Here is a 20429-nt window from a genome sequence, read left to right as displayed (position 1 = left end):
CACCTGAGTGCGCTTTGTTCATTGTTGCTCAACTTTTGCCTAGATTACTAGGCGGCAAGTCGAGCGTCGCGACCAAAACACACTCAGGAGAACAAAAATAAAACAGCAAAGGTCAACAGGCCCTAGTTCAATGTATGAGGTAAACCATGTTTGTACCAGAACTTCTCTCTCCTGCCGGCAGTTTAAAGAATATGCGTTACGCTTTTGCGTACGGTGCCGACGCTGTGTACGCCGGACAACCAAGATACAGTCTACGTGTACGCAATAACGAATTTGACCTAAACAACCTCGAAACCGGTATTAACGAAGCCCACCAGCAAAACAAAAAGCTCTATGTCGTATCAAATATTGCGCCGCACAACGGCAAAGTGAAAACTTACTTACGTGATATTGAGCCCGTTATCGCGATGAAGCCAGACGCGCTTATCATGTCCGATCCCGGGCTAATTATGCTGGTGCGCGATAAGTGGCCAGACATGCCAATTCACTTATCCGTACAAGCGAATGCTGTTAACTATGCGGCGGTGCAATTTTGGGCCAAACAAGGGGTTGAGCGCGTTATTCTTTCTCGCGAGTTGTCGCTACAAGAAATAGAAGAAATTCGTACATTGTGCCCAGACACTGAGCTTGAAGTGTTCGTTCACGGCGCCTTATGTATGGCTTATTCTGGTCGCTGTTTATTGTCGGGTTATATCAACAAGCGCGATCCAAACCAAGGTACTTGTACCAATGCCTGCCGCTGGAGCTACGATGTCAAACCTGGTCAAGAAAACGAAACCGGGGATGTTGTCCATAAAGTCGATCCAAAAGCGATTATTCCAACCTTAGGGGAAGGTCAACCAAGCGACGAAGTGTTTATGCTCGAAGAGCAAGGTCGCCCAGGTGAATACATGCCAGCATTTGAGGATGAGCATGGTACTTACATCATGAATTCCAAAGATTTACGTGCAGTCCAGTATGTTGATCAACTGACTCGCATGGGCGTGCACAGCCTTAAGATCGAAGGCCGAACCAAGTCATTCTATTACGTTGCCCGCACCGCACAAGTCTATCGTAAAGCCATTGATGATGCTGTTGCAGGTAAACCATTTGACCCAAGCTTAATGAAAACCCTAGAAAATCTAGCCCACCGAGGATATACCGAAGGTTTCTTGAAACGTCATGTACATCAAGACTATCAAAATTACGACTACGGTCATTCGGTGTCTGACCAACAGCAGTTTGTTGGTGAAGTGCTAGGTCGCACTAATAATGGCCTCGTTGAGATTGAGGTTAAAAACAAGTTCTGTACTGGTCACAGCTTAGAATTGATGACGCCTAAGGGCAATATTCACTTTAATCTTGAACACATGGAAAATAAAAAAGGCGAAGCGATAGATGACGCCAAGGGCTCTGGTCATATCGTCAAAATTCCACTGCCAGAAGACATAGACTTAAGTCACGCCATTTTAATGCGCAATTTGGGCCAAAGTGAGGACACTCGTAATCCTTTTAAAAAGGCATAACGATGGCACTACTTATTAATGATAAATGTATCAACTGTGATATGTGCGACCCTGAGTGTCCTAATCAGGCCATTTACATGGGCGATAAAATTTATCAAATTGACCCTGACAAATGCACTGAATGCGTCGGCCATTACGACACACCAACCTGTGTAAGTGTCTGCCCCATTGATTGCATTAAACCAGATCCAAACCACAAAGAAAGCCTTGATCAGTTAGCCGAAAAGTACCTTCGACTCACTGAATAACAAGGTGAAGCCACGCGCTTCACCTTGTTAATCTCTCAACTCCCCCTCTTCCCTACCTCACGATAAAGATTTCCAAACCTGAGGTTAGGATAAGGAATGATCTAACCCTCTGTTTTTAAAATTACATTAAATTACTTTCTTATCTAGCCAGAGAGTTTTGGGGATAACTCCGCTCTCGCGTCCTGCTACCGCCCTGGTACCTACGTCCTGTAGGCAAGGCGAATTTACGCACCAATAGCTGGCTATTGGAAGTGAATTCAACACAGTTAGCGCTAAAACTGGCTGCTAGAAAGGCATTAATTATCCGAAGTTCAGGTTTCTTGCGCCTCTTGTCGAAATTTCAAATAGATATACTACAGTTAAAGCAGAGCATTAGGACTTTTAAAGCGTATTTTACTATCGCAGCTTGAGTGCGCTTTTAGCGTCTTAACGGCGGATGTTTTTATATGAATCGGCTTTACGTTGAGGTAAGGAAATAACATGGATTTGAACTCGTTTGAGTCATTTTTTAATAGCGCTTACATGCCGCATGGTCATTGCTATTTGTGGCAACCTCACCTGCTATGGACCAATGTCATCTCCGATATCTTGATAGCCGCCGCCTACTTTTCTATTCCTATGGCGATTATGATTTATGCAAAACAACGCCCTGACGTTGGCAGAAATTGGGTCTTTGTGTTGTTCTGTAGCTTCATCACCTTATGTGGACTCACGCACTTAATTGGCGTTTATACCGTTTGGCATGGCGCTTATGGTATTCATGGCATTTCAAAAGCAGTCACAGCGTTTATCTCAATGGTAACGGCGGTTTATCTTTTTAGACTTATCCCAAGCGCCGTCGCAATCCCAACTCCCAATCAATTCCATGGCGTGACCGCAAGGCTCAAACGTATTACCGATGAAAAGCAAGCGCTTCATTCGCAACTCGACCAACACAGAGTTACCGAGTTTATGCTCGATGCCTTACCCACTAGTACCTTGCTACTTGACCAGCTACTCACCGTGAGTAAGTGCAATCCTTATTTTTATCGCGAGCTTGGGTACGACACGCCAGATGCATTAATTGGGCTGAGACTACACGATATCGTCAGTTTGGATGATCCGTTCTACAGCTTAGAATCCATTAGCCAATCTCTACTCAACCAAAACGATTACAGTAAAGAAGCACTGTGCCATGTGAAAGACAAATTTGGCAATCTAATCCCGATGGAGATGCGCTTAGTACAAGAACCCCATGACGGTGCCAATCTCATTTTAGCGGTGTTTAATAACCTATCGTCACTTAAACGCACAGAGCAAGCACTTGCGGAATCCACCGAACAAATGAAGCGTGCAATCGGGGCAACCGAAGATGGCATTTGGGAGTGGAACGTTGTCGACAACAGCGTCAGCTATTCATCTCGTTTAAAAACCATGATAGGTAAGCGCGACGACGAAAAAGTCACCTATGACGATTGGTTTGCACATATCCACCCAGACCATCAGGGCAAAGTGCAAGATGCCATAGATCATCACTTTGCCACCAAAGATCAATATTTTGTCGAGTACTTAGGGCGAGACAACAAAGGAGAATACGCTTGGTTTTCCGCCGTAGGCAACAGCCAATTTGACGACCACGGTAAAGCATTGGTGATGTCTGGAGCACTTAGAAATATCCATCAGAAAAAATCCCTTGAGCTGCAAGTTGCGGAAAAAAACAAAATTCTCAATGCCATCTACGAAGGTGCAAGTCAGGCTATTTGGCTATTAAAGGTAGAAAAAAACCAAACATTTCGAGTGCTCGAGTACAATAAGTTTGCTTGTCAACGCACTGGCGTCAAACTTGATGAAATATTGGGTAAAACCCTCAGCGAACTAAGGGGGACAGTGTTAGAAGCGGAGCTAGTAGATAGAATCGAAAAAAACTACCAACTTTGTGTTGAGGTCGCAAAACCCGTAGATTACACCGAAATGATACCGTTTAAAAACAAAGAGTATTGGTATCAGACGACTCTTTATCCACTTAAAGACAGTAAAAACCAAGTTGAGCGGATCGTTGGTATCGCCGTCGATATTACTGCGCGAAAATTCGCAGAAAAAGAGCTAGAAGACAACCAACGCTTTTTACAGCGAATGATTGACTCAGCGGTGTGTGGCCTTTATCTCTACGACTTAAAACTCCAAAAAAACACGCGCATAAACAAGCGTTATACCCAACTCCTTGGTTATACAATTCAAGAGTTAGAAAGTTCAAATTTAGAACTATGTTTTCATGAAAGTGAACGCGCACTCATTTACGAGCATATTGATGAAGTGAGAGCCAGCCAAGACGGTGAACTTATCCCGATAAAATATCGCTTTAGACACAAAGAAGGGCATTGGGTTTGGTGTTATTCTGTCGATACCGTGATCACTCGAGATCACAATGGCGAGCCAGAGTTGATGCTGGGTACTTTTGTCGATATGACCGAGCACACCGAATTGCTATTACAGCTGCAAGAATCCAACGCCCACCTTGAGCACTTTGCCTACATTGCGTCTCATGATTTGCAAGAGCCACTCAGAAAGATCACCGCTTTTTCGGACAGTTTGGCGCAAAGAATTACGCCAGATTTAAAAAACTACGATGATGCAAAGTTTGAAATAGAGCGCTTAGTTGATGCCAGTCAACGAATGCGGATCATGATCCAAGACCTACTCAAGTTATCACGCTTACATTCCCATGAGTTGAAGCTACAAACAACTAATCTAACTTTATTGCTAGAAGATATCTGTGAAGTGATGAGCTTTAGTATCGAGGAAAGCGGCGCAGAAATTAAACTCGAGAATGGTGATTTACCTATCAAACTTGATCCCTCGCTTTTTCTTCAAGTGTTGCAAAACTTAATCAGTAACAGCATTAAGTTTAAGTCACAAGAGCTTGCGCCCGTGATCCAAATTTACACCAGCCAAACCGGCCATGAAACGGTGATCCATTACAAAGACAATGGACTTGGGATCCCAAAATCTCGACGCCAGCAAATCTTTGAACCGTTCAGGCGTTTTGGCACCACACAAGAGTATGGCAGTGGTATTGGCCTTGCGCTGTGCCGACAAATCGTAAAACTACATGGCGGCACAATAAAATGCCTGCAAAGTGATGATGGCGCTTTGTTTGAAATCATACTGCCAAAAGAAGTTAAGGAGTAATAATGGAACTGTTATTAGTTGAAGATGATCCAGATGATGTTTACTTTTTTAAAAGAGCATACAGCAGTATTACCAATGCGCCAGAGCTTAAAATTTTTTCTGACGGTCATGAGCTGCTACATTACCTCGATTCTATCGCAACTTACGACCAAGTTATCTTGCTGGATTTAAACATGCCAAAAATGAGTGGCTTTGAAGTCATGGAAGCTTTAAAAAATGAACAAGTTGCCGATAAATTAATAACGGTATGCTATACCACCTCCACTCACCACAGTGACATTCGTAAAGCATATCAATTGGGTGCTAAGTCATATATTACCAAGCCTGGACGCTTGAGTGATTTAGAGTCGTTGATCAAATTAATCAAGCAGTATTGGTTTGACAATAACTGTGTCGTGCAAGGGTAACTATGAATACATGGCTGATTTATCTTCTTGAAGACAACGATGAAGATGCTTACTTAGTTAAGCGCACACTTGCAAGTACTGACGGTAGACAAAAGTTTAACGTTAAACATTTTAAAAATTTAGAACAACTTGAAACCGCCTTAAATACAGTCAAGCCTGAAGCCATCCTAATCGACTTGAATATCGATGAGAGTCAAGGTCTTACCACGCTGATTAAAGTAAAGCAGTTACCCGTCAGCGCCCCTATAATCGTGTTAACTGGGGTATCTGAAACGCTGTTTGGCGAAAAAGCAATTCAACTTGGTGCGCAAGATTATATCCCAAAACATGAAGTGAGCGGCCCACTATTGGCACGTACAATTACCTTCTCAAAAGAACGCTACGAAATGCAGCGGAATCTAGAGAACCTGGTGGTTATGGATAGACTCACTATGTTACATAACCGCGGCGCATTTGATAGCGAACTAGAAAGAGCGATTAGTGAATCAGAGCGATATGGTCATGGATTTGGTGTGTTGTTTATTGATCTCGACAACTTTAAACCAGTCAATGATCAACTTGGTCATCAAGCAGGCGACCAATTGCTAAAAATACTGTCGGCAAAACTTAAAATGTATAAACGTGCTTCGGACTTTGTAGCACGCTACGGTGGTGATGAATTCGTGGTTATCGCCCCTCACCTGACCGAAAAAAACCAGTTACGAAAACTGGCTCAGCATAAGTATGACTTGCTCAGTGATAATTACTGTCTCCAAGATGAAAGCGCCAACATCCACGAAGTAAAGCTAGACTTGAGTATAGGTGCTGTGATTTATCCCACTGACGCAACATCGGCTGAAGAGTTAGTTGCTAAAGCCGACAAAGCCATGTATCACGCAAAAACTAATAAACTACCTTACGCGTTATACTCGGATGCAGGGCTCACGACAAAACAGGAATAGAGAGAGCTATTCAACTCTATTGTGCAAGTATTGCCTATCAGACTTTCGCCTAACATGGTTGCGCCTTTCGACGAGAGGCAAAACATTACTTCGCTGTTTTCGGCGCTCTCCCCCTTGTCTTTCCTCTAGCAACTCTTCAAGCTGAGACAGAGTAATTTGCCTTCTCATAGCAACCTCCACATCACATTAATTTATTTTCTATAGTCGCTTTTACCCTAAAACCCAATCTATCGGATCAGGAACATATGATCCATATCAAAAAAACCATACTGTAAACTTTTATTTTACAAAATAATCACATTTAGGTATAACTTAATTGAACAAAAAACAAACAGAAAGGATACAACATGAAACGCCACTATCTATCAGCGTGTTTAATCGCGCTCCTCTCACATCAGGCAACAGCTGCTGGTCAGCATGACTCAGTAGCTATACCTGAATTTACTGCGGAACACATCAGTGCCTTACCTATTTCTAGTGTAATGGCAGTAAACCCTGAACTGTTTCTTTTCAGCAATGCTTTACAACAAGTAGATTGGCAGCAAGTGCTTGACAGCACGGCACCACATTTAAGTGACAAGCTCGAAGTGCTCTTACACTATGCTGGATATGCCAGTATTAACCCTAAATTGTTGCTGGCACTAATGGAACTTGAATCAGGTGTGATAAACAACCCAGATAAACAATCCCTCTCTGCACCGTTTGGTAAACTCTCTCATGAACAGGGGTTTGATGCGCAAGTAAAAGATGTAGCGCTTAATCTGAGTGCGAGGTACTACGCATTTCAAAAACTTCGCGATGAAGGCAAAGCCAAAAAGTTACCTGCGGTAAACGAAGCAACCGTTGCACTTGCAGATCTAACCCATACATCTGCAAACAAGCTATTAGACACCTATCAAACATTATTTAACGGCGAGTCATTAGCACTAAAAGCGGACAGCAACATCGCTTTTAGTGAGCGGGCTTCAACACAGGCAGTATCGGCTGCTAGCTTTAGCATGAGCTTTCCATGGCCGTCGGGTTACGCTTGGTATAGCGGTGGTGCACACTCAAATACAGGCTCTGGTTACCCTTACTCTTCGCTTGATTTTAATAACGGTTCAGGTGGCTGGGGAAGTAATACACCTTGGGTTCAAGCAGCGCACGGCGGCACAGTGACTCGCTACTCAGCTTGTAATATTCGCGTGACTCACTCAAGCGGTTATTCAACTCAGTATTACCATATGGAAAGTTTGCAATATAACACTGGTGATGTCATTTCTGCAGGCGCTTGGCTTGGCCGTTACGCGGACGATAAAGCAACAGCATTGTGCCAAGGCGGCCAATCAACCGGTCCTCACGTTCACTTTTCGCTACTGTACAACGGTGGGCATATTTCGCTGCATAATTGGTACATCAGTGGCTATCGTATAGATGTGGGTAACTCCAACTATGACGATAACTGTAATCGCTTCTTTTTTGAGAAGAATGGGTATCGTACTTGTGCATGGCGTGCGTTATATAAGTAACGTGAACTTGCACAACCATGGTATTAGGCTCAACTTTTTAGTTTGAGCCTAATAAAAAACTTAAAATTTTTGTAAAACAAATGTATATTAAATTTAATCAGGAATAAAAAAGGATTTAATACTTCTATGTTTGCAAAGGAATATTCCAATAACTCGCTAGCATGGCAAGATCGAGCGTTTTTTATTCTGACTCATGCTCGAGCTAATACCAGTTCCACAAATTATACCGTGCTTATCAAAGTGCTTGAGACACTGGGACATACGGTAAAAGTCGACACTCGACTACCAGAGTCTGCGCAACGCGAACAAATCGCGTTATTTTTGGTAGATACAGAACACCGAGATTGTAATGAACTTATCAGTGCTGAAGTAAAGCTATTGGCGGCTAAGCACAAGGTACTGCTATTTAATGCCAATGAAGACAACGTTAATGAAAAAACGGCGCTACTTGGCAATGTGAAAGGCATACTCTATCGCAACGCTCCGCCAGAGACGTTATTTCAAGGATTAAGCAGTGTGCTCAAAGGCGAGCTTTGGTTTTGTCGTAGTGCTATTTCAGAGGCGTTTAGCGAACTGATTGCCGCCATGCCACAAGCATTGCCTAACAGCGACATCATCTTAAGTAATGAAGAATTAAATATGCTTACCGGCAGAGAAAAATCTGTGATCAAGCTTATTGCTGCTGGTGCTAAAAACGAAGATATCGCTGATAGACTAAACATCAGTAGTCACACAGTTAAAACGCATATCTACAGCGCATTTAAAAAAACCAATTCACGCAACCGAGTTGAACTTGCTAATTGGGCACTACGCCATATACCGATAGTGAGTTTGAATTAAGAGCTGTGTAAAGACATACAATAAAACCGAGATAAAATAGGAGTGAATGAATGGCTAGCATGGTGCTAGCCATCAGCAGAAAATCGTAGGGCTTACGCTACACCATAGCTATCACGGTATGCTTTAACTGCATCTAAGTGCGCATCCATACCACCTTGTTGCTCAAGGTAAGTAATCAAATCAGCCAATTTCACGATAGACACCACTTGAGTATTAAAGTCGCGCTCAACTTCTTGAATAGCAGAAAGCTCAGCTTTGCCTTTTTCTTGGCGATCTAATGCGATTAATACACCGGCAAGATCTGCACTATTAGCGGCAATGATCTCCATCGACTCACGAATAGCAGTACCCGCTGTGATCACATCATCAACAAGCATAATACGACCTTCAAGCGCCGAACCTACTAAGTTACCGCCTTCACCGTGCTCTTTCTTTTCTTTACGATTAAAGCAATAAGGCACATCTTTGTTGTGATGATCGGCAAGTGCAACGGCTGTCGTTGTCGCAATAGGAATACCCTTGTACGCTGGGCCAAACAACACATCAAACTCAATGCCAGCATCTTCCAATGCCGAAGCATAGAAACGACCTAAACGCGCCAGATCACGACCTGTGTTAAACAAGCCTGCATTGAAAAAATAAGGGCTAGTACGACCAGACTTTAACGTAAACTCACCAAACTTAAGCACCTGCTTTTCTAAGGCAAATTCAATAAACTCTTTTTGATACGGTTTCATGTTTTTCCTACTGAGTGTTGATTACGCTAACGCTTGCTTTTGTAGATCAATGATTTCACGAATTGAGTGCTTCGCAAGACCAAGTAACTCATCTAGCTCGTCGAACGAGAACGGTTCGCCTTCAGCTGTACCTTGTACTTCAATCAGTTTGCCAGTTTCAGTCATGATCACGTTCATGTCTGTCTCTGCTTCTGAATCTTCAAGATACTCAAGATCGGTAATTGGCTGACCTTTATAAACCCCAACCGAGATTGCCGCGATCATAAACTTTAACGGGTTTACATTGATCATGCCTTTGGCACGCATGTGTGTTAATGCATCGACCAATGCCACACAAGCACCGCTAATTGACGCCGTGCGTGTACCACCGTCCGCTTGAATAACATCACAGTCGATAGTAATGGTATTCTCACCTAACGCTTTTAAATCAACTGCGGCACGGAGAGCGCGCGCGATTAAGCGTTGAATTTCCATGGTACGGCCACCTTGTTTGCCACGTGCCGCTTCACGGTTGTTACGCGTATGTGTAGAGCGCGGAAGCATACCGTATTCTGCGGTGATCCAGCCCTTGCCTTGACCTTTCATAAAGCGTGGCACACCCGCTTCTACAGAAGCCGTACATAACACTTTAGTGTTACCAAACTCTACCATTACTGAGCCTTCAGCGTGCATTGTATAGTTACGAGTAAATGTAACCGGCCTGATCTGATTTGCAGTTCTTTCGCTTGGACGCATCCACGTTCCCCCATCATCAAAATTTGCCGTACATTATAAAGGGATCATAGAGACTATGCCACGCGATCCGACTAAAAATAAAATTCACTTTAGGGCTGTGCGGAAATTCGGCTATAATGCCTCGGTTAAACCAAGCTAATTTAGGGACTTTATATGATCCATAGTATGACCGCCTACGCCCGCAAAGAAGTGAAAGGTGACTGGGGCACTGGGGTTTGGGAAATTCGTTCAGTGAATCAACGCTACCTCGAAACCTTTATCCGCGCACCAGAACAATTTAGAGGCTTAGAGCCAGTAATACGTGAACGTCTGCGTAAACACCTACAACGCGGCAAAGTTGAAGTATTCCTAAAGTTCACCGCAAATCCTGCGCACGTTGGCCAACTAACCGTCAACGAATCGCTTGCAAAGCAACTTGTTGAAAGCGCCAAGTGGCTACAATCACAAAGCGGCGGTGATATCAATCCTGTAGATATTCTACGCTGGCCTGGCGTAATGGAAGCCGAAGAAGTCGATTTAGACACCGTAAACAGCGAACTGTTAGGTGGCTTTGATGAGCTAATAGAAGACTTTAAAGCTGCACGAGCAAGTGAAGGCGAAAACCTAGAAACCATGCTCACCACTCGTCTTGAAGGTATTCTAGAGCAAGTTGCCATCGTTGAAGGCTACATGCCTGAAGTCACTAAGTGGCAACGTGAAAAACTTTCACAAAAATTAGAAGAACTAAAAACCGACATCGACGAAGGTCGCCTGGAGCAAGAACTGATTTACCTTGCACAAAAGCAAGATGTTGCAGAAGAGCTCGACCGCCTCAAGTCACACGTCAAAGAAACCCACAAAATCCTCAAAAAAGGAGGCGCTTGTGGCCGTCGTTTAGACTTTATGATGCAAGAATTCAACCGCGAATCTAACACCCTAGCCTCAAAGTCAATCAACAGCGAGATCACCAACGCCGCCGTTGAACTAAAGGTGTTGATCGAACAGATGCGTGAGCAGATCCAGAATATTGAATAACACGCCGATATTCTATCAGCTTTGAAAAACCGCCTCTCGGCGGTTTTTTATTGGGTTCATTTTATGGAGTATATTAACCTTCATAGTTTCGCTAAACTTCAACTGTTATTAGAACAAAAAGGCAACCGCATGATTAACCTGTTCTGTACACAAAAACTCATTGCAAAGCTCCCTGTCAATGAAGGAGTTATACCCGCTTGTTCCGATGCAAAACTGACTGATTTAAGCACGCCAGACACTCACCCTTTGTCAGATTGGCATGCTAATTTGCTCACAATACAACGCAGAAACTGTATGCTTCTGATGCATAATCAAACCCGCTTTCCGGTATTTATTATTGGCCTCACCAAACCAGATTTTGCAAAGTTAGATTTTCTATTTGCTGATAGCTTTATGAATACCTTGCTAAAAGTGGGTGCAAGTAACCAGCAATTACAAAAAGCAGCTTCATTACTCGGCCCGCTAACAATCGCCAAAGCCAATAACCGTAGGGTGCAAGGGACGATGAATCAAATGAAAGGCGATATAGAACATCAACTTTGGTTCGACCAAATTAACATCATGGATTGTTCGCCTTATAGAACTGCCGCCTGGTTAGCTGAACGCCCTTGTATGGTTAAAGGACAAAAAGACTGTATTTGGCCCATTAAGGAAATGCTCGCTTTATTAAGCTAACGCTCCAATATCAACCTGCTAAGCCATTGCTAACTTAGCCGCGTGTTTCCACATAAACGTCGGCATGGTATTTCGCAACTGCCAAGTAATGTTCATGGGCTGCCTACCAGTGTGCGATACATAGTCAACTTCGCCAAAGTTAACAAACCCTATGGTTTTGCCAAATTCGTCTTTTGCTTGCTCTCTAACAAACAGAAAAAGTCGCTTACCCTTTGCTTTGTGAGTGATATAGTCTAGACCTCTACCATAATCAGGCCTTGCTGAGTTTTGGCTTTGCCAATGGAAAAGCTGTTCATTTATCGCGTAGTCGTGATACATAGTAGTGGGCGAAAACTGCTTTTCGTTTTTATTCAACGTAACGAATAGCAGCTCAATATTTTGCTCTCGAATGCTAAAAACACCTTCTCGAGAATTAGCCTGCTTTTCAAAAGTAGACACACCAAAGCCAACCAATATTTGCTCTCTGGCATAACGAGCCCCAGAATTTACATAATGCCCCAAGTGATAAATACCGTGTGGGCAGGGTTGGTGTGTGACTAAGTGGCGTGAATTAAGACTTTGCCCATACTGCCCCCTTGTCAAAAAGAGAAAGTCTTTCTCAACTAGAACGAACACCACCACACTTTTATGCGCGTAAAAATGTAAAAAACCACACTTTTATGCGCATAAAAGTGTGGTTTGAGTTATAGTATAGGTCGTTAACAATCTTAATTGGCGGGAAATAACAGTGCAGCGTAACTTACTTAGCGCCTTAATGGCATGGAAAAACCAATCTGTACGCAAGCCATTATTAATCGATGGCGCAAGACAAACAGGTAAAACCTATCTGCTGCAAGAGTTGTTTGGTAACACCTTTGCCAACATCCTTCGTATCGACTTTCTTGAAAATCCCGCCTACAAAGAAGCGTTCGATGGCTCACTCTCACCTGACGAGCTAATAATGAACATTGAGCTTTTGACCAATCAGGTGTTCAACCCAGAAACCGATCTGCTGATATTAGATGAAATTGGCGAATGTGAGCGTGCCGTTACCTCACTTAAGTACTTTGCCGAGAAAGCCCCCTCCTATTTTGTCGCTGCCAGCGGTTCAAATATTGGTTTGCTCAACACCTTCCCTGTGGGCAAGGTAGAACAATACAATTTACGACCACTGACCTTCCAAGAATTTATTTATGCATCAAACGAGCAAGCGCTGATCAAAGCGTTTGACAGTCAAGCAAGCACACCTGCAGTGCACACTAAATTGATGGATAAACTAACAGATTACTTTTTTACCGGTGGTATGCCGGAAGCCGTTTCTGCTTGGTATCAGTATAAGGATTCAAGCATTCTAGAGCGTGTTGAAAAAGTCACAAAAATTCATGCCGATTTAGTTGAAGGTTATCGCCGCGATTTTGGTAAGTACGCAGGCAAGGTCGATGCTACACTGATTGAATCTGTGTTTAATAGCATTCCAGCGCAGCTATCACTTGTCAGCGATGAGTCCGTTAAACGCTTTAAATTTAAACATGTGCATGAGCGTAAATCTCGTTATAGCGATTTTGAAACCGCAATCCATTGGCTTCATTGCTGCCGTTTAGCTTTGCCAAACTACCCAGTTGAAGGATTGCCAAAATCGCCACTAGCGGCCTATAAAAAAGAAAATATGGTTAAATTGTTTCTATTTGATGTGGGGCTGCTTAATCATATGCTAGGCAGCAGTTATAAAGAGATTAAGCAACAAAGCTATGAATACAAAGGTTACGTGGCTGAAAACTTCGTGCAGCAAGAGCTCACAACCATCGGCGTTGACCCAAGTTATTCATGGAATGACGCCCGCGCCGAAATCGAATTTATTTTGGCAACCGATGAAGGCGATATCATCCCTGTTGAAGTCAAAAGTGGTAACCGTACAAGGGCAAAATCGTTGGCATCTTATGTTGAAAAATGTGCACCAAGTAAAACTTTTAAGTTAACTGGTACACAAGGCTCATCAGCGTTAGAACAAACCAAAATCGTAATGCCTTTGTATTTCACGCAGTATTTACCTCAGAGATGGTAAAAGCGCGTTATCTAGAAGCACAAGATCTACACAAAGTTACCTTATGGGTAATAATTTGTAGGCCTGAATGCCTACCATTCGACACTCAGTCTTACCTCTCTTGGATGCCATAGTATCCATATTGAGCTTATTTCTATTGAAATGGACACCATAATGTCCACTTCAGGTTAGGTGAGTTTCTGCTGACTTATCACTATCACGTAGAACCAGCAAAAAATGGCCAAATTATGTTGACGGAAATCCCGCTCGATAAAGCCCTTCAAAACCTCTATTTTTAAGTCCTAACAGCAGCATAAAAACGGCACTGTTTTTCCGTAGTCATAGCCAAGGAGCACCACTAAGATTTAGTAAAAGCCATAGACAAGTGGTGGGCAGTTTGTTGGGAAAATAGGCATTTTTGAGCGGTTTCTTTTCAGTAAGTTTTTGAGTTTTTAAATGTTTAGATTGCCACCCGAGGGTGGCATTTTCATTTTACTCTTCTTTATTTTCGAGTGCTTCTTCTCGGCGCAGATAGGCGCCGGCTTCATCACTACTTGCACGCAGTTGGTGGTTTTGATCCACCGCTCTCGTTTGCTGATTGAGTTGGTACACTTGTGAGGCATTGCCTAAATCACGCTCGCTGGTAATTGCGGCGATGGACTCCCGATCTTTTAAGAAACTAATCACATCTTTACGGATGTCGCTTAGCTGTGCATCGTCTTTATGCATTTCTAAAATATGTCTTGGGTGCTCTAGGTTTTTCATGCCCGTTGCAGCGAAGGTCGTTGATACTATTCTCGACACCACTACCCAAGGGGTAATACTGCTGCGTACTAGCGTATTTTCAGAGCGTGTGGAATCGTGAATGCCAGTACCTGTTGATATTTTAGACTCAGTAAATGTCCCTTCACATTTAAAATAAACCAGCAGAGATTCAAATTGCATCTCGGCATAGAATACGTGTGCAGCATTGCTTAGCATTGATGCAAACGATTTAATCAATAGGCCACTTAGCAGTAAATGTACGGCTACCATCACAACGGCGCTAAATGACGCGATGTTTTCTTCGCTGAAGGCACTAGAAAAATTACTGATATTGGCGCTCGTTACATAGTGGTAAATATCTACTACGGCATAAGCAAAAAAGACGCTTAATCCAAGGGTTACTAGCAGCAGTAAGTTACCACCAAGCAAGGATAAAAACCTAAAGCGTTCAAACGATTTACCTAAATCTAGGGGCAGAACTTTAGGTTGTACTTCTTGGATCATTTCGCCTTTAAAGCCACCTTTACCATCAACTTGTTCTTGCAAGCTGGGATCTAGCTCACGATAAACTCGGTTTGGTACTTCTTTATATCGGCGATTAGCCATCACCAAGTTGTCTAAGTTAATAAATATCTCATTTGGATGTACTGATTCTTGCCAGTTTTCTCTTAACTCAGACACTTCAACCACTGGGTTTACTTTGTCTAAACGCGCTTTAAGCATAACAGCAATAATGGCGCTACAGCCAAGTGCAAGCACGATAACGCCCGTGAGATAAGCCCAAGTATGAAGACTAGGTAACGGCGCAAAAAAGAGCTCAATATCGGCTTTACTTAACTTTCCTTCATCCATGATGTAAGACAAAGTTAGACCTATCAAGATTGGTAGCACAAAAGAGAGCGAAATCACTTTAGTGAGGGTCGCACTCCCCAAAGATTCAATAGCATGTTCCGCTTTGCGTGAAATCGGTTTAGCCGCGCTATACCAGCATGACAAAATATATATCATCAGTAAGGTGCTATAGATTGGAAAAGTCAGCTCCCCAGCATCACCGGCAAAGCCCGACAGCGATACAAACGCCACCACGCCATAAAGCACAAGTGCGGTTAATGTACTCACCCATGCACCAAATAAGCGTTGGCTCATATTTCTGATAGGATAAGGGAGAAAGAGTAATTTAGGTGCAATGCTGTGAAGTAAACGCGATAAGAATCCCTTAGGCTCTACAAAAGTACTATTCTTTCGGCCAATCAACATTTCTTCTAGCGTTTTCGCCGCATAAGCGACATCAGCCTTTTCTTGCTTGGCAGTTGAAGTTTCTGATTTACTGAAGTTATAAGCTAAAGAGGTGGGATGGTTACGACCCACAAAAAAGCGCAGCGTTGCATATATTCCTTTTGCAAGAGAAGTGATCCCAAAGCCTAAAATCAACATGCCAAATAGCATGATGATCCAACCCATACCCGCATCGCTCTTAACTGAGCTGGCGGCAATCACCAGTAATGCAATTCCAGCAATAGTTTGTATTGCACCACGAATAGCTGTGATTTTACCTTCCGTTTTAAATGGGTTTTTAAGCCCTAAATCAATAGAGCCATAATCAAAAGCCACTAGCAGCCTCCTTGTATAAACAGTCCAATGTCGGTGGCTAGGAGGTCGTCTAGTTTACGCAGCGTCCAGCCACACCTTTTAATTTCTGCAATACTCTGCACAATAACTTGTTAAGTTGCAACGAGTTTCGTTTGAATTCAAAGAAGTTCCCACTTCCTGTTATCAAATCGTCTAACTTCGTTACAATTAGGCGAAATAGACAGAAGATAAAGCCACTCGTTTTCTACCAATTGTTTTACAACTGGGTGTGCTGCCATGATTTGCTCTAGTGCTTCGGTTGGTGCTTGTACAATTACGCTCAAACGCTGTGGGGTATGCATCCATTTTTCACCGTTATGAACGGATTGCATTGGCAGGCCAATTCGCAAATCTCCGCCATTGCCTTCAAACACTCCTATTCTCCCCCCCACTACATTATGCAACACCTTGTTACCACTGCCGTATTTGTGGATATCGGTTACCGAAGCGTTATATTGCATATTGATCCAGTTAGTGACGAGCATAGGGGCGGTTAAAATAGCAGTTAACTGACTAAAGTCTTGGTCTTGCTCCGCGCTGTATTCATGCAAAAAGACTCGGCCTTGCAAGTCAACACCCTGCGTAACTTGTCTCGGCGCGACCACAAATGCTGCATTGTTGGCAAGGCCCCATTCCGGCCTGACTTGAGACCAATCTTTAGTACGGGCTATAAATCGCTGCTCTAATTGCTGCTCGGATAACTCTTTACCAGTTATCGCAAGCGTATGAGCGCGCTCTACTCTAGCCAGACGCGATGCCTGCTTTAACCAGCGGGTCATCTCTGTATCTATTTCGCCATAGGGGGTAATTGTTTCAGTGGTGGTATTATGTAGCGCTGCAACAAAACGGGTTTGCGACGGAATAGCGATGCCTAGCGCGATTAATTCTGCGCGTACCGCTTGGTCATTAAGAAGTTGCGCGAGTACTTTAACATTCACTTCTCCCGACTGGCCGCCACATGCACCACATTGCAGTCCGGCTTCATGTAAATTATTGGTGGTATGTGCTCCGTGGCCAACCAATAGGACTGTATCAGCAAATTCAGTCAGTCCCATCCCTTTTAATATGCCAGCTGCGAGTTTAGCTTGCTCCAAAACAGTAACTTCGTGTTCGCCCTGTTTTAATTGCCACTTTCTTGAATCAATATGACTATCGACGGGATGATGAGTTTTTTGCAGTGAAAACACTTTGCTAAATAGCTGATAAAAGTAACTCATCCCCATCGACTCCACCATCGAAAATGAAGCAGCCGCAGAGTGAGACCAGCTATGCCAACGGCCAGCTTGCTGGCGTTTTGTGGCAAGGTGCTGGGGTGCTGGCGTTTGTATCGCGGTGATTGGTGCTTTAAATAATCCGGGTAACTGTGGCCGACTAAAACGACAGTTAGTCGCACGATAATCAATCGGTAGGCCAAAGAAACCAGCATAGCCTATGGTTTGAATGCCTGCGTTTTGAGTTTCTAACGCACGGCGGATCACCTCTGAGCGTACATCAATACAAAAAGCCGCTTGTAAGGTTGGTGTAGCTTGCTCACGAGCTCCCTCAGATTTTACCTGCTGAGTCTTTAGCTGCCCCACTAAAGTGACTTGATAACTGAGCTCGAGTGCCCGCTGAAATACCAGGCGCGGCAACAATGCCTTTTTATGTTCAATCACAATCTCTGCAAGTTGCTGCTTTTGCTTGTTCCAATGGTATTGAATACGGGTAAAGGTCGTTGGATGGCGCTCACTCACATAACGCCAAATCACCAGCTCCCACGCCATTCGAATTGCCAGTAGCGCACGCATATCAGAAGCCGGATGCTGGGCAAGATTTGCTTGCCAGCGTTCATAAGCCGCCCAAGATGCCCAACCATTAATATCTAACAGTAGCATGTGTGCATAATCACTCAGCTCATTAAAACCAATCTCTAAGGTGTCGACAGCGAGTACAATTAAAGACTCAGGAGACGTTGGCAAAGCCTTAAAGTAATCCACTAAGCCCGACTCCCCCATGACGATGCTTATCCCCAAGTCTCGCGATACGGTTTCATACCAGTGGCGATACAAACAGAGTTTATCCTCACCTTGGGTTTGTTTGAGAATAGGCTGCACCTGCTGATAATGCGCGGCGCAAAATTGGCTAATTTGGTGGCTGATTTCCTCTTGCCATGGCATCTTATGCTCTGAGCGATAACGGTCAAGTAAGTCCGCTAATGTATGCCAATGTGGCAACTCGCCGCAGTGACTTTTTTTGAGCCAATTAAGTAGCGCATTGGTACTGCGATCCACCGCATAATGTGCCGCAGATTGCTGCAATGCTTGCTCTGAAATCGCCTCTTGCTGCCATTTTTCAAGATAAAATGCCACGGGCATCAGCATTCTAACTTGTGCCAACGCACTCATTTTATTGACCACCGCATCAAAGGGCAGATCGCGCATTCCCCAAAATGGATTCACTGCGATCAATTGATCGAGTGGCCAAGTTGGCGCAATGCGTGTTTCAGCACTCAGGAGTTGTTGCTGTTGCGGCTTAGATAGCTGAGTCTGTTTGTTGTCTTGTGTCTCTATCATTACTTCTGCTCCTCGTGCCCCGCAGCATAGCGATGAATGGCTAGGTGTTTCTGCTTTTTAATACTTGGCAAATGGACGGGCCAAAGTAATATGGTTAATCGCGTCATCCACTCGTCTAAGTACAGGCCGGCATACAACACTCGAGAGAGTTTTTGCACTGTTACCAAATGTGCGCGGTAATAGAGCAAATAATTTACTACGATAAGTACCACTACTAAGCTGAGCAACCAAATATCAGCACCATCGAGTGCTTGCGCTCTAAGATCATTTGGTAGCGCGACCACCAAGTGCAATAGCCATTTTTGCGCACTATAGGCTGCCAACAACACAACGGCTGCGGTGATGATTCTAAAATAGCTGCTAGGGGCTTGCGCCTCAAAACGCAGCGCTAGCCACACCGTTAATGCGCCAACCATTAATCCCCAAATACTGATAGGACCTTGATATTCAATAACGACTGCAGCTGCTGTAGTGAGGCCAGTTGCCACGGCAAGTGCAATGAGCCATTGCCACAAGGGCGGTTCAAGTTGGTCGCTCAAGCGACGAGTCAAATCTTCATGGATCCACTGGCTTGAGTTTAAAAATGCATGAGCCTTGTAGGCTGAATGGGCTAATAAGTGTAGCAGCGCTAATTCATATAATCCCAAAGCACACTCCACTAGCATCAGTCCCATTTGCGCACAGGTTGACCAAGCCAAGCGCACTTTTAAACTGATCCGCGTTGTCATGATAAGCGCGGCCAATAATGTCGTTATTCCTGCCACGATCAAGATCAACCATTTCGCAGCTTCTACGCGTAAAATCAAAGGGCCAAACACCATCACCAAAAAACCACCCAAATTAATGATCCCTGCATGCAGCAGCGCACTTACCGGTGTGGGTGATTCAACCACTTGCATCAACCAGCCATGCACTGGCAGTTGCGCGCATTTTATCAGCGCCACAATTGCGAGTAAGCCAGCTGCAGATTGCTCTAGCGCAGTCAGTGTCGTTGAGTGAGTTAAGTAATAGTTTGTGATGTCATTAAGCTGGAGCATGCCAGTGCTGAGGTAGATACAAATGAAAGCCCCCAGCAATGCACTTTCTGCCAAGCGCGCCAAAATAAACTTTTTGTGTGCGGCCAATGCCGCTCTCGGGCGGTTAGGATAAAACAGCAGTAGACGGTGTAGGCTCAAACTAATGCCAACCCAAGCCAACCAAAATAGGATTAAGTGATTACTGAGCACCACAATAGTCACGCTCAGTAATGTCGTGAGTAGATAGCGAAAATAGCGGCCTCGGTGTTTTTCACCATGTAAATAGTGAATAGAGTAACGCAGTAAAATAAAGCTCATAAAGCCAATCAATGACACCACGCTAAGCCGTAAAAAGTTTATTTCAAACAGGCTACTGGCAATATCACCTTGTGTTGCCCAACTCCCCCAGCCAAGAGCGATACAAATTGCCACACCGATAGCAAAACCGTTCGCGATACGAAATAACCCAGCGTTACTGCGAGACGCTTTGCTCATGAAAGACGCAGCAATCAAAAAGTGTAATAGCAACAGCACCACTAAGATATTAATCATCACTTTCTATGCTTCTCACCTAAGTCTTGAATCAGGTCATTATTTCAACCTTTTTAATTTAATAAAAATAGATATAATTTAACTATTCGTTCTGTTTTACTTATATATAGATGAGCC

Annotated in this window: 15 protein-coding genes and 1 pseudogene; 10 read left to right on the top strand and 6 right to left on the bottom strand. The window is 43.7% G+C overall.

Going from position 1 to position 20429, the window contains the following annotated elements:
- The first annotated feature begins 146 nt into the window (after positions 1 to 146).
- The 7 genes from yegQ (at position 147) to MHN32_RS17245 (ending at position 8617) form a co-directional block, all read left to right on the top strand.
- Entirely contained in the window at positions 147 to 1505 is a 1359-nt protein-coding gene (gene yegQ, locus MHN32_RS17275) for a tRNA 5-hydroxyuridine modification protein YegQ (protein ID WP_211867847.1), read from the top strand.
- A gap of 2 nt (positions 1506 to 1507) precedes the next feature.
- A complete protein-coding gene (locus MHN32_RS17270) occupies positions 1508 to 1753 on the top strand; it encodes a YfhL family 4Fe-4S dicluster ferredoxin (protein ID WP_010377334.1) in 246 nt (81 codons plus the stop codon).
- Between the two features lie 480 nt (positions 1754 to 2233).
- A complete protein-coding gene (locus tag MHN32_RS17265; RefSeq protein WP_211867845.1) occupies positions 2234 to 4921 on the top strand; it encodes a PAS domain-containing sensor histidine kinase in 2688 nt (895 codons plus the stop codon).
- Positions 4922 to 4923: 2 nt separating this feature from the next.
- Positions 4924 to 5328 (top strand): response regulator, encoded by a 405-nt coding sequence (locus tag MHN32_RS17260; protein ID WP_010605674.1) that lies wholly within the window; start codon positions 4924 to 4926, stop codon positions 5326 to 5328.
- A gap of 2 nt (positions 5329 to 5330) precedes the next feature.
- A complete protein-coding gene (locus MHN32_RS17255; protein ID WP_102056137.1) occupies positions 5331 to 6269 on the top strand; it encodes a GGDEF domain-containing response regulator in 939 nt (312 codons plus the stop codon).
- 347 nt (positions 6270 to 6616) lie between these two features.
- Positions 6617 to 7777: a M23 family metallopeptidase gene (locus MHN32_RS17250; protein ID WP_211867843.1), complete on the top strand. Its 1161-nt coding sequence runs from the start codon at positions 6617 to 6619 to the stop codon at positions 7775 to 7777.
- Between the two features lie 126 nt (positions 7778 to 7903).
- Positions 7904 to 8617: a response regulator transcription factor gene (locus MHN32_RS17245; protein WP_102056135.1), complete on the top strand. Its 714-nt coding sequence runs from the start codon at positions 7904 to 7906 to the stop codon at positions 8615 to 8617.
- Positions 8618 to 8709: 92 nt separating this feature from the next.
- Here MHN32_RS17245 and pyrE read toward each other — a convergent pair whose 3' ends face one another.
- Positions 8710 to 9354 carry an orotate phosphoribosyltransferase gene (gene pyrE / locus MHN32_RS17240; RefSeq protein ID WP_010605678.1) on the bottom strand — a complete coding sequence of 215 codons (645 nt, stop codon included), beginning with the start codon at positions 9352 to 9354 and terminating at the stop codon, positions 8710 to 8712.
- A gap of 21 nt (positions 9355 to 9375) precedes the next feature.
- A complete protein-coding gene (gene rph, locus MHN32_RS17235; RefSeq protein WP_010377321.1) occupies positions 9376 to 10089 on the bottom strand; it encodes a ribonuclease PH in 714 nt (237 codons plus the stop codon).
- A gap of 153 nt (positions 10090 to 10242) precedes the next feature.
- Between rph and MHN32_RS17230 the strand changes: the two genes are divergently transcribed.
- Together MHN32_RS17230 and MHN32_RS17225 are read left to right on the top strand one after the other, a co-directional pair.
- Positions 10243 to 11103, top strand: coding sequence for a YicC/YloC family endoribonuclease (locus MHN32_RS17230; protein WP_010605679.1), 861 nt, complete (start codon positions 10243 to 10245; stop codon positions 11101 to 11103).
- Positions 11104 to 11166: 63 nt separating this feature from the next.
- Entirely contained in the window at positions 11167 to 11778 is a 612-nt protein-coding gene (locus MHN32_RS17225) for a hypothetical protein (RefSeq protein ID WP_239422392.1), read from the top strand.
- Between the two features lie 18 nt (positions 11779 to 11796).
- Here the strand turns inward: MHN32_RS17225 and MHN32_RS17220 are convergent.
- Positions 11797 to 12255, bottom strand: a pseudogene (locus MHN32_RS17220) (DUF3427 domain-containing protein); the annotation flags it as partial.
- Positions 12256 to 12505: 250 nt separating this feature from the next.
- On the opposite strand from MHN32_RS17220, the gene MHN32_RS17215 reads away from it, so the two are divergent.
- Positions 12506 to 13819, top strand: coding sequence for an AAA family ATPase (locus tag MHN32_RS17215; RefSeq protein ID WP_239422391.1), 1314 nt, complete (start codon positions 12506 to 12508; stop codon positions 13817 to 13819).
- 471 nt (positions 13820 to 14290) lie between these two features.
- Here MHN32_RS17215 and MHN32_RS17210 read toward each other — a convergent pair whose 3' ends face one another.
- From MHN32_RS17210 to MHN32_RS17200, 3 genes are all read right to left on the bottom strand, one after another.
- A complete protein-coding gene (locus MHN32_RS17210; protein ID WP_239422390.1) occupies positions 14291 to 16174 on the bottom strand; it encodes a hypothetical protein in 1884 nt (627 codons plus the stop codon).
- Positions 16175 to 16311: 137 nt separating this feature from the next.
- Positions 16312 to 18744 carry a DUF2309 domain-containing protein gene (locus MHN32_RS17205; protein ID WP_239422389.1) on the bottom strand — a complete coding sequence of 811 codons (2433 nt, stop codon included), beginning with the start codon at positions 18742 to 18744 and terminating at the stop codon, positions 16312 to 16314.
- Positions 18744 to 20312, bottom strand: coding sequence for an NADH-quinone oxidoreductase subunit L (locus tag MHN32_RS17200; protein WP_239422388.1), 1569 nt, complete (start codon positions 20310 to 20312; stop codon positions 18744 to 18746). Before MHN32_RS17200 ends, MHN32_RS17205 begins: the two co-directional genes overlap by 1 nt.
- Positions 20313 to 20429 lie beyond the last annotated feature (117 nt).

The organism is Pseudoalteromonas sp. Of11M-6 (genome assembly GCF_022347905.1).
Lineage (GTDB): Bacteria > Pseudomonadota > Gammaproteobacteria > Enterobacterales > Alteromonadaceae > Pseudoalteromonas.
This window is presented reverse-complemented; position numbering and strand designations above follow the sequence as displayed.

Excerpts from the sequence above, each read along its gene's own strand:
- yegQ (WP_211867847.1), top strand. The coding sequence starts at position 147 with ATGTTTGTACCAGAACTTCTCTCTCCTGCCGGCAGTTTAAAGAATATG.
- MHN32_RS17270 (WP_010377334.1), top strand. The coding sequence starts at position 1,508 with ATGGCACTACTTATTAATGATAAATGTATCAACTGTGATATGTGCGAC.
- MHN32_RS17265 (WP_211867845.1), top strand. The coding sequence starts at position 2,234 with ATGGATTTGAACTCGTTTGAGTCATTTTTTAATAGCGCTTACATGCCG.
- MHN32_RS17260 (WP_010605674.1), top strand. The coding sequence starts at position 4,924 with ATGGAACTGTTATTAGTTGAAGATGATCCAGATGATGTTTACTTTTTT.
- MHN32_RS17255 (WP_102056137.1), top strand. The coding sequence starts at position 5,331 with ATGAATACATGGCTGATTTATCTTCTTGAAGACAACGATGAAGATGCT.
- MHN32_RS17250 (WP_211867843.1), top strand. The coding sequence starts at position 6,617 with ATGAAACGCCACTATCTATCAGCGTGTTTAATCGCGCTCCTCTCACAT.
- MHN32_RS17245 (WP_102056135.1), top strand. The coding sequence starts at position 7,904 with ATGTTTGCAAAGGAATATTCCAATAACTCGCTAGCATGGCAAGATCGA.
- pyrE (WP_010605678.1), bottom strand. The coding sequence starts at position 9,354 with ATGAAACCGTATCAAAAAGAGTTTATTGAATTTGCCTTAGAAAAGCAG.
- rph (WP_010377321.1), bottom strand. The coding sequence starts at position 10,089 with ATGCGTCCAAGCGAAAGAACTGCAAATCAGATCAGGCCGGTTACATTT.
- MHN32_RS17230 (WP_010605679.1), top strand. The coding sequence starts at position 10,243 with ATGATCCATAGTATGACCGCCTACGCCCGCAAAGAAGTGAAAGGTGAC.
- MHN32_RS17225 (WP_239422392.1), top strand. The coding sequence starts at position 11,167 with ATGGAGTATATTAACCTTCATAGTTTCGCTAAACTTCAACTGTTATTA.
- MHN32_RS17205 (WP_239422389.1), bottom strand. The coding sequence starts at position 18,744 with ATGATAGAGACACAAGACAACAAACAGACTCAGCTATCTAAGCCGCAA.
- MHN32_RS17200 (WP_239422388.1), bottom strand. The coding sequence starts at position 20,312 with ATGATTAATATCTTAGTGGTGCTGTTGCTATTACACTTTTTGATTGCT.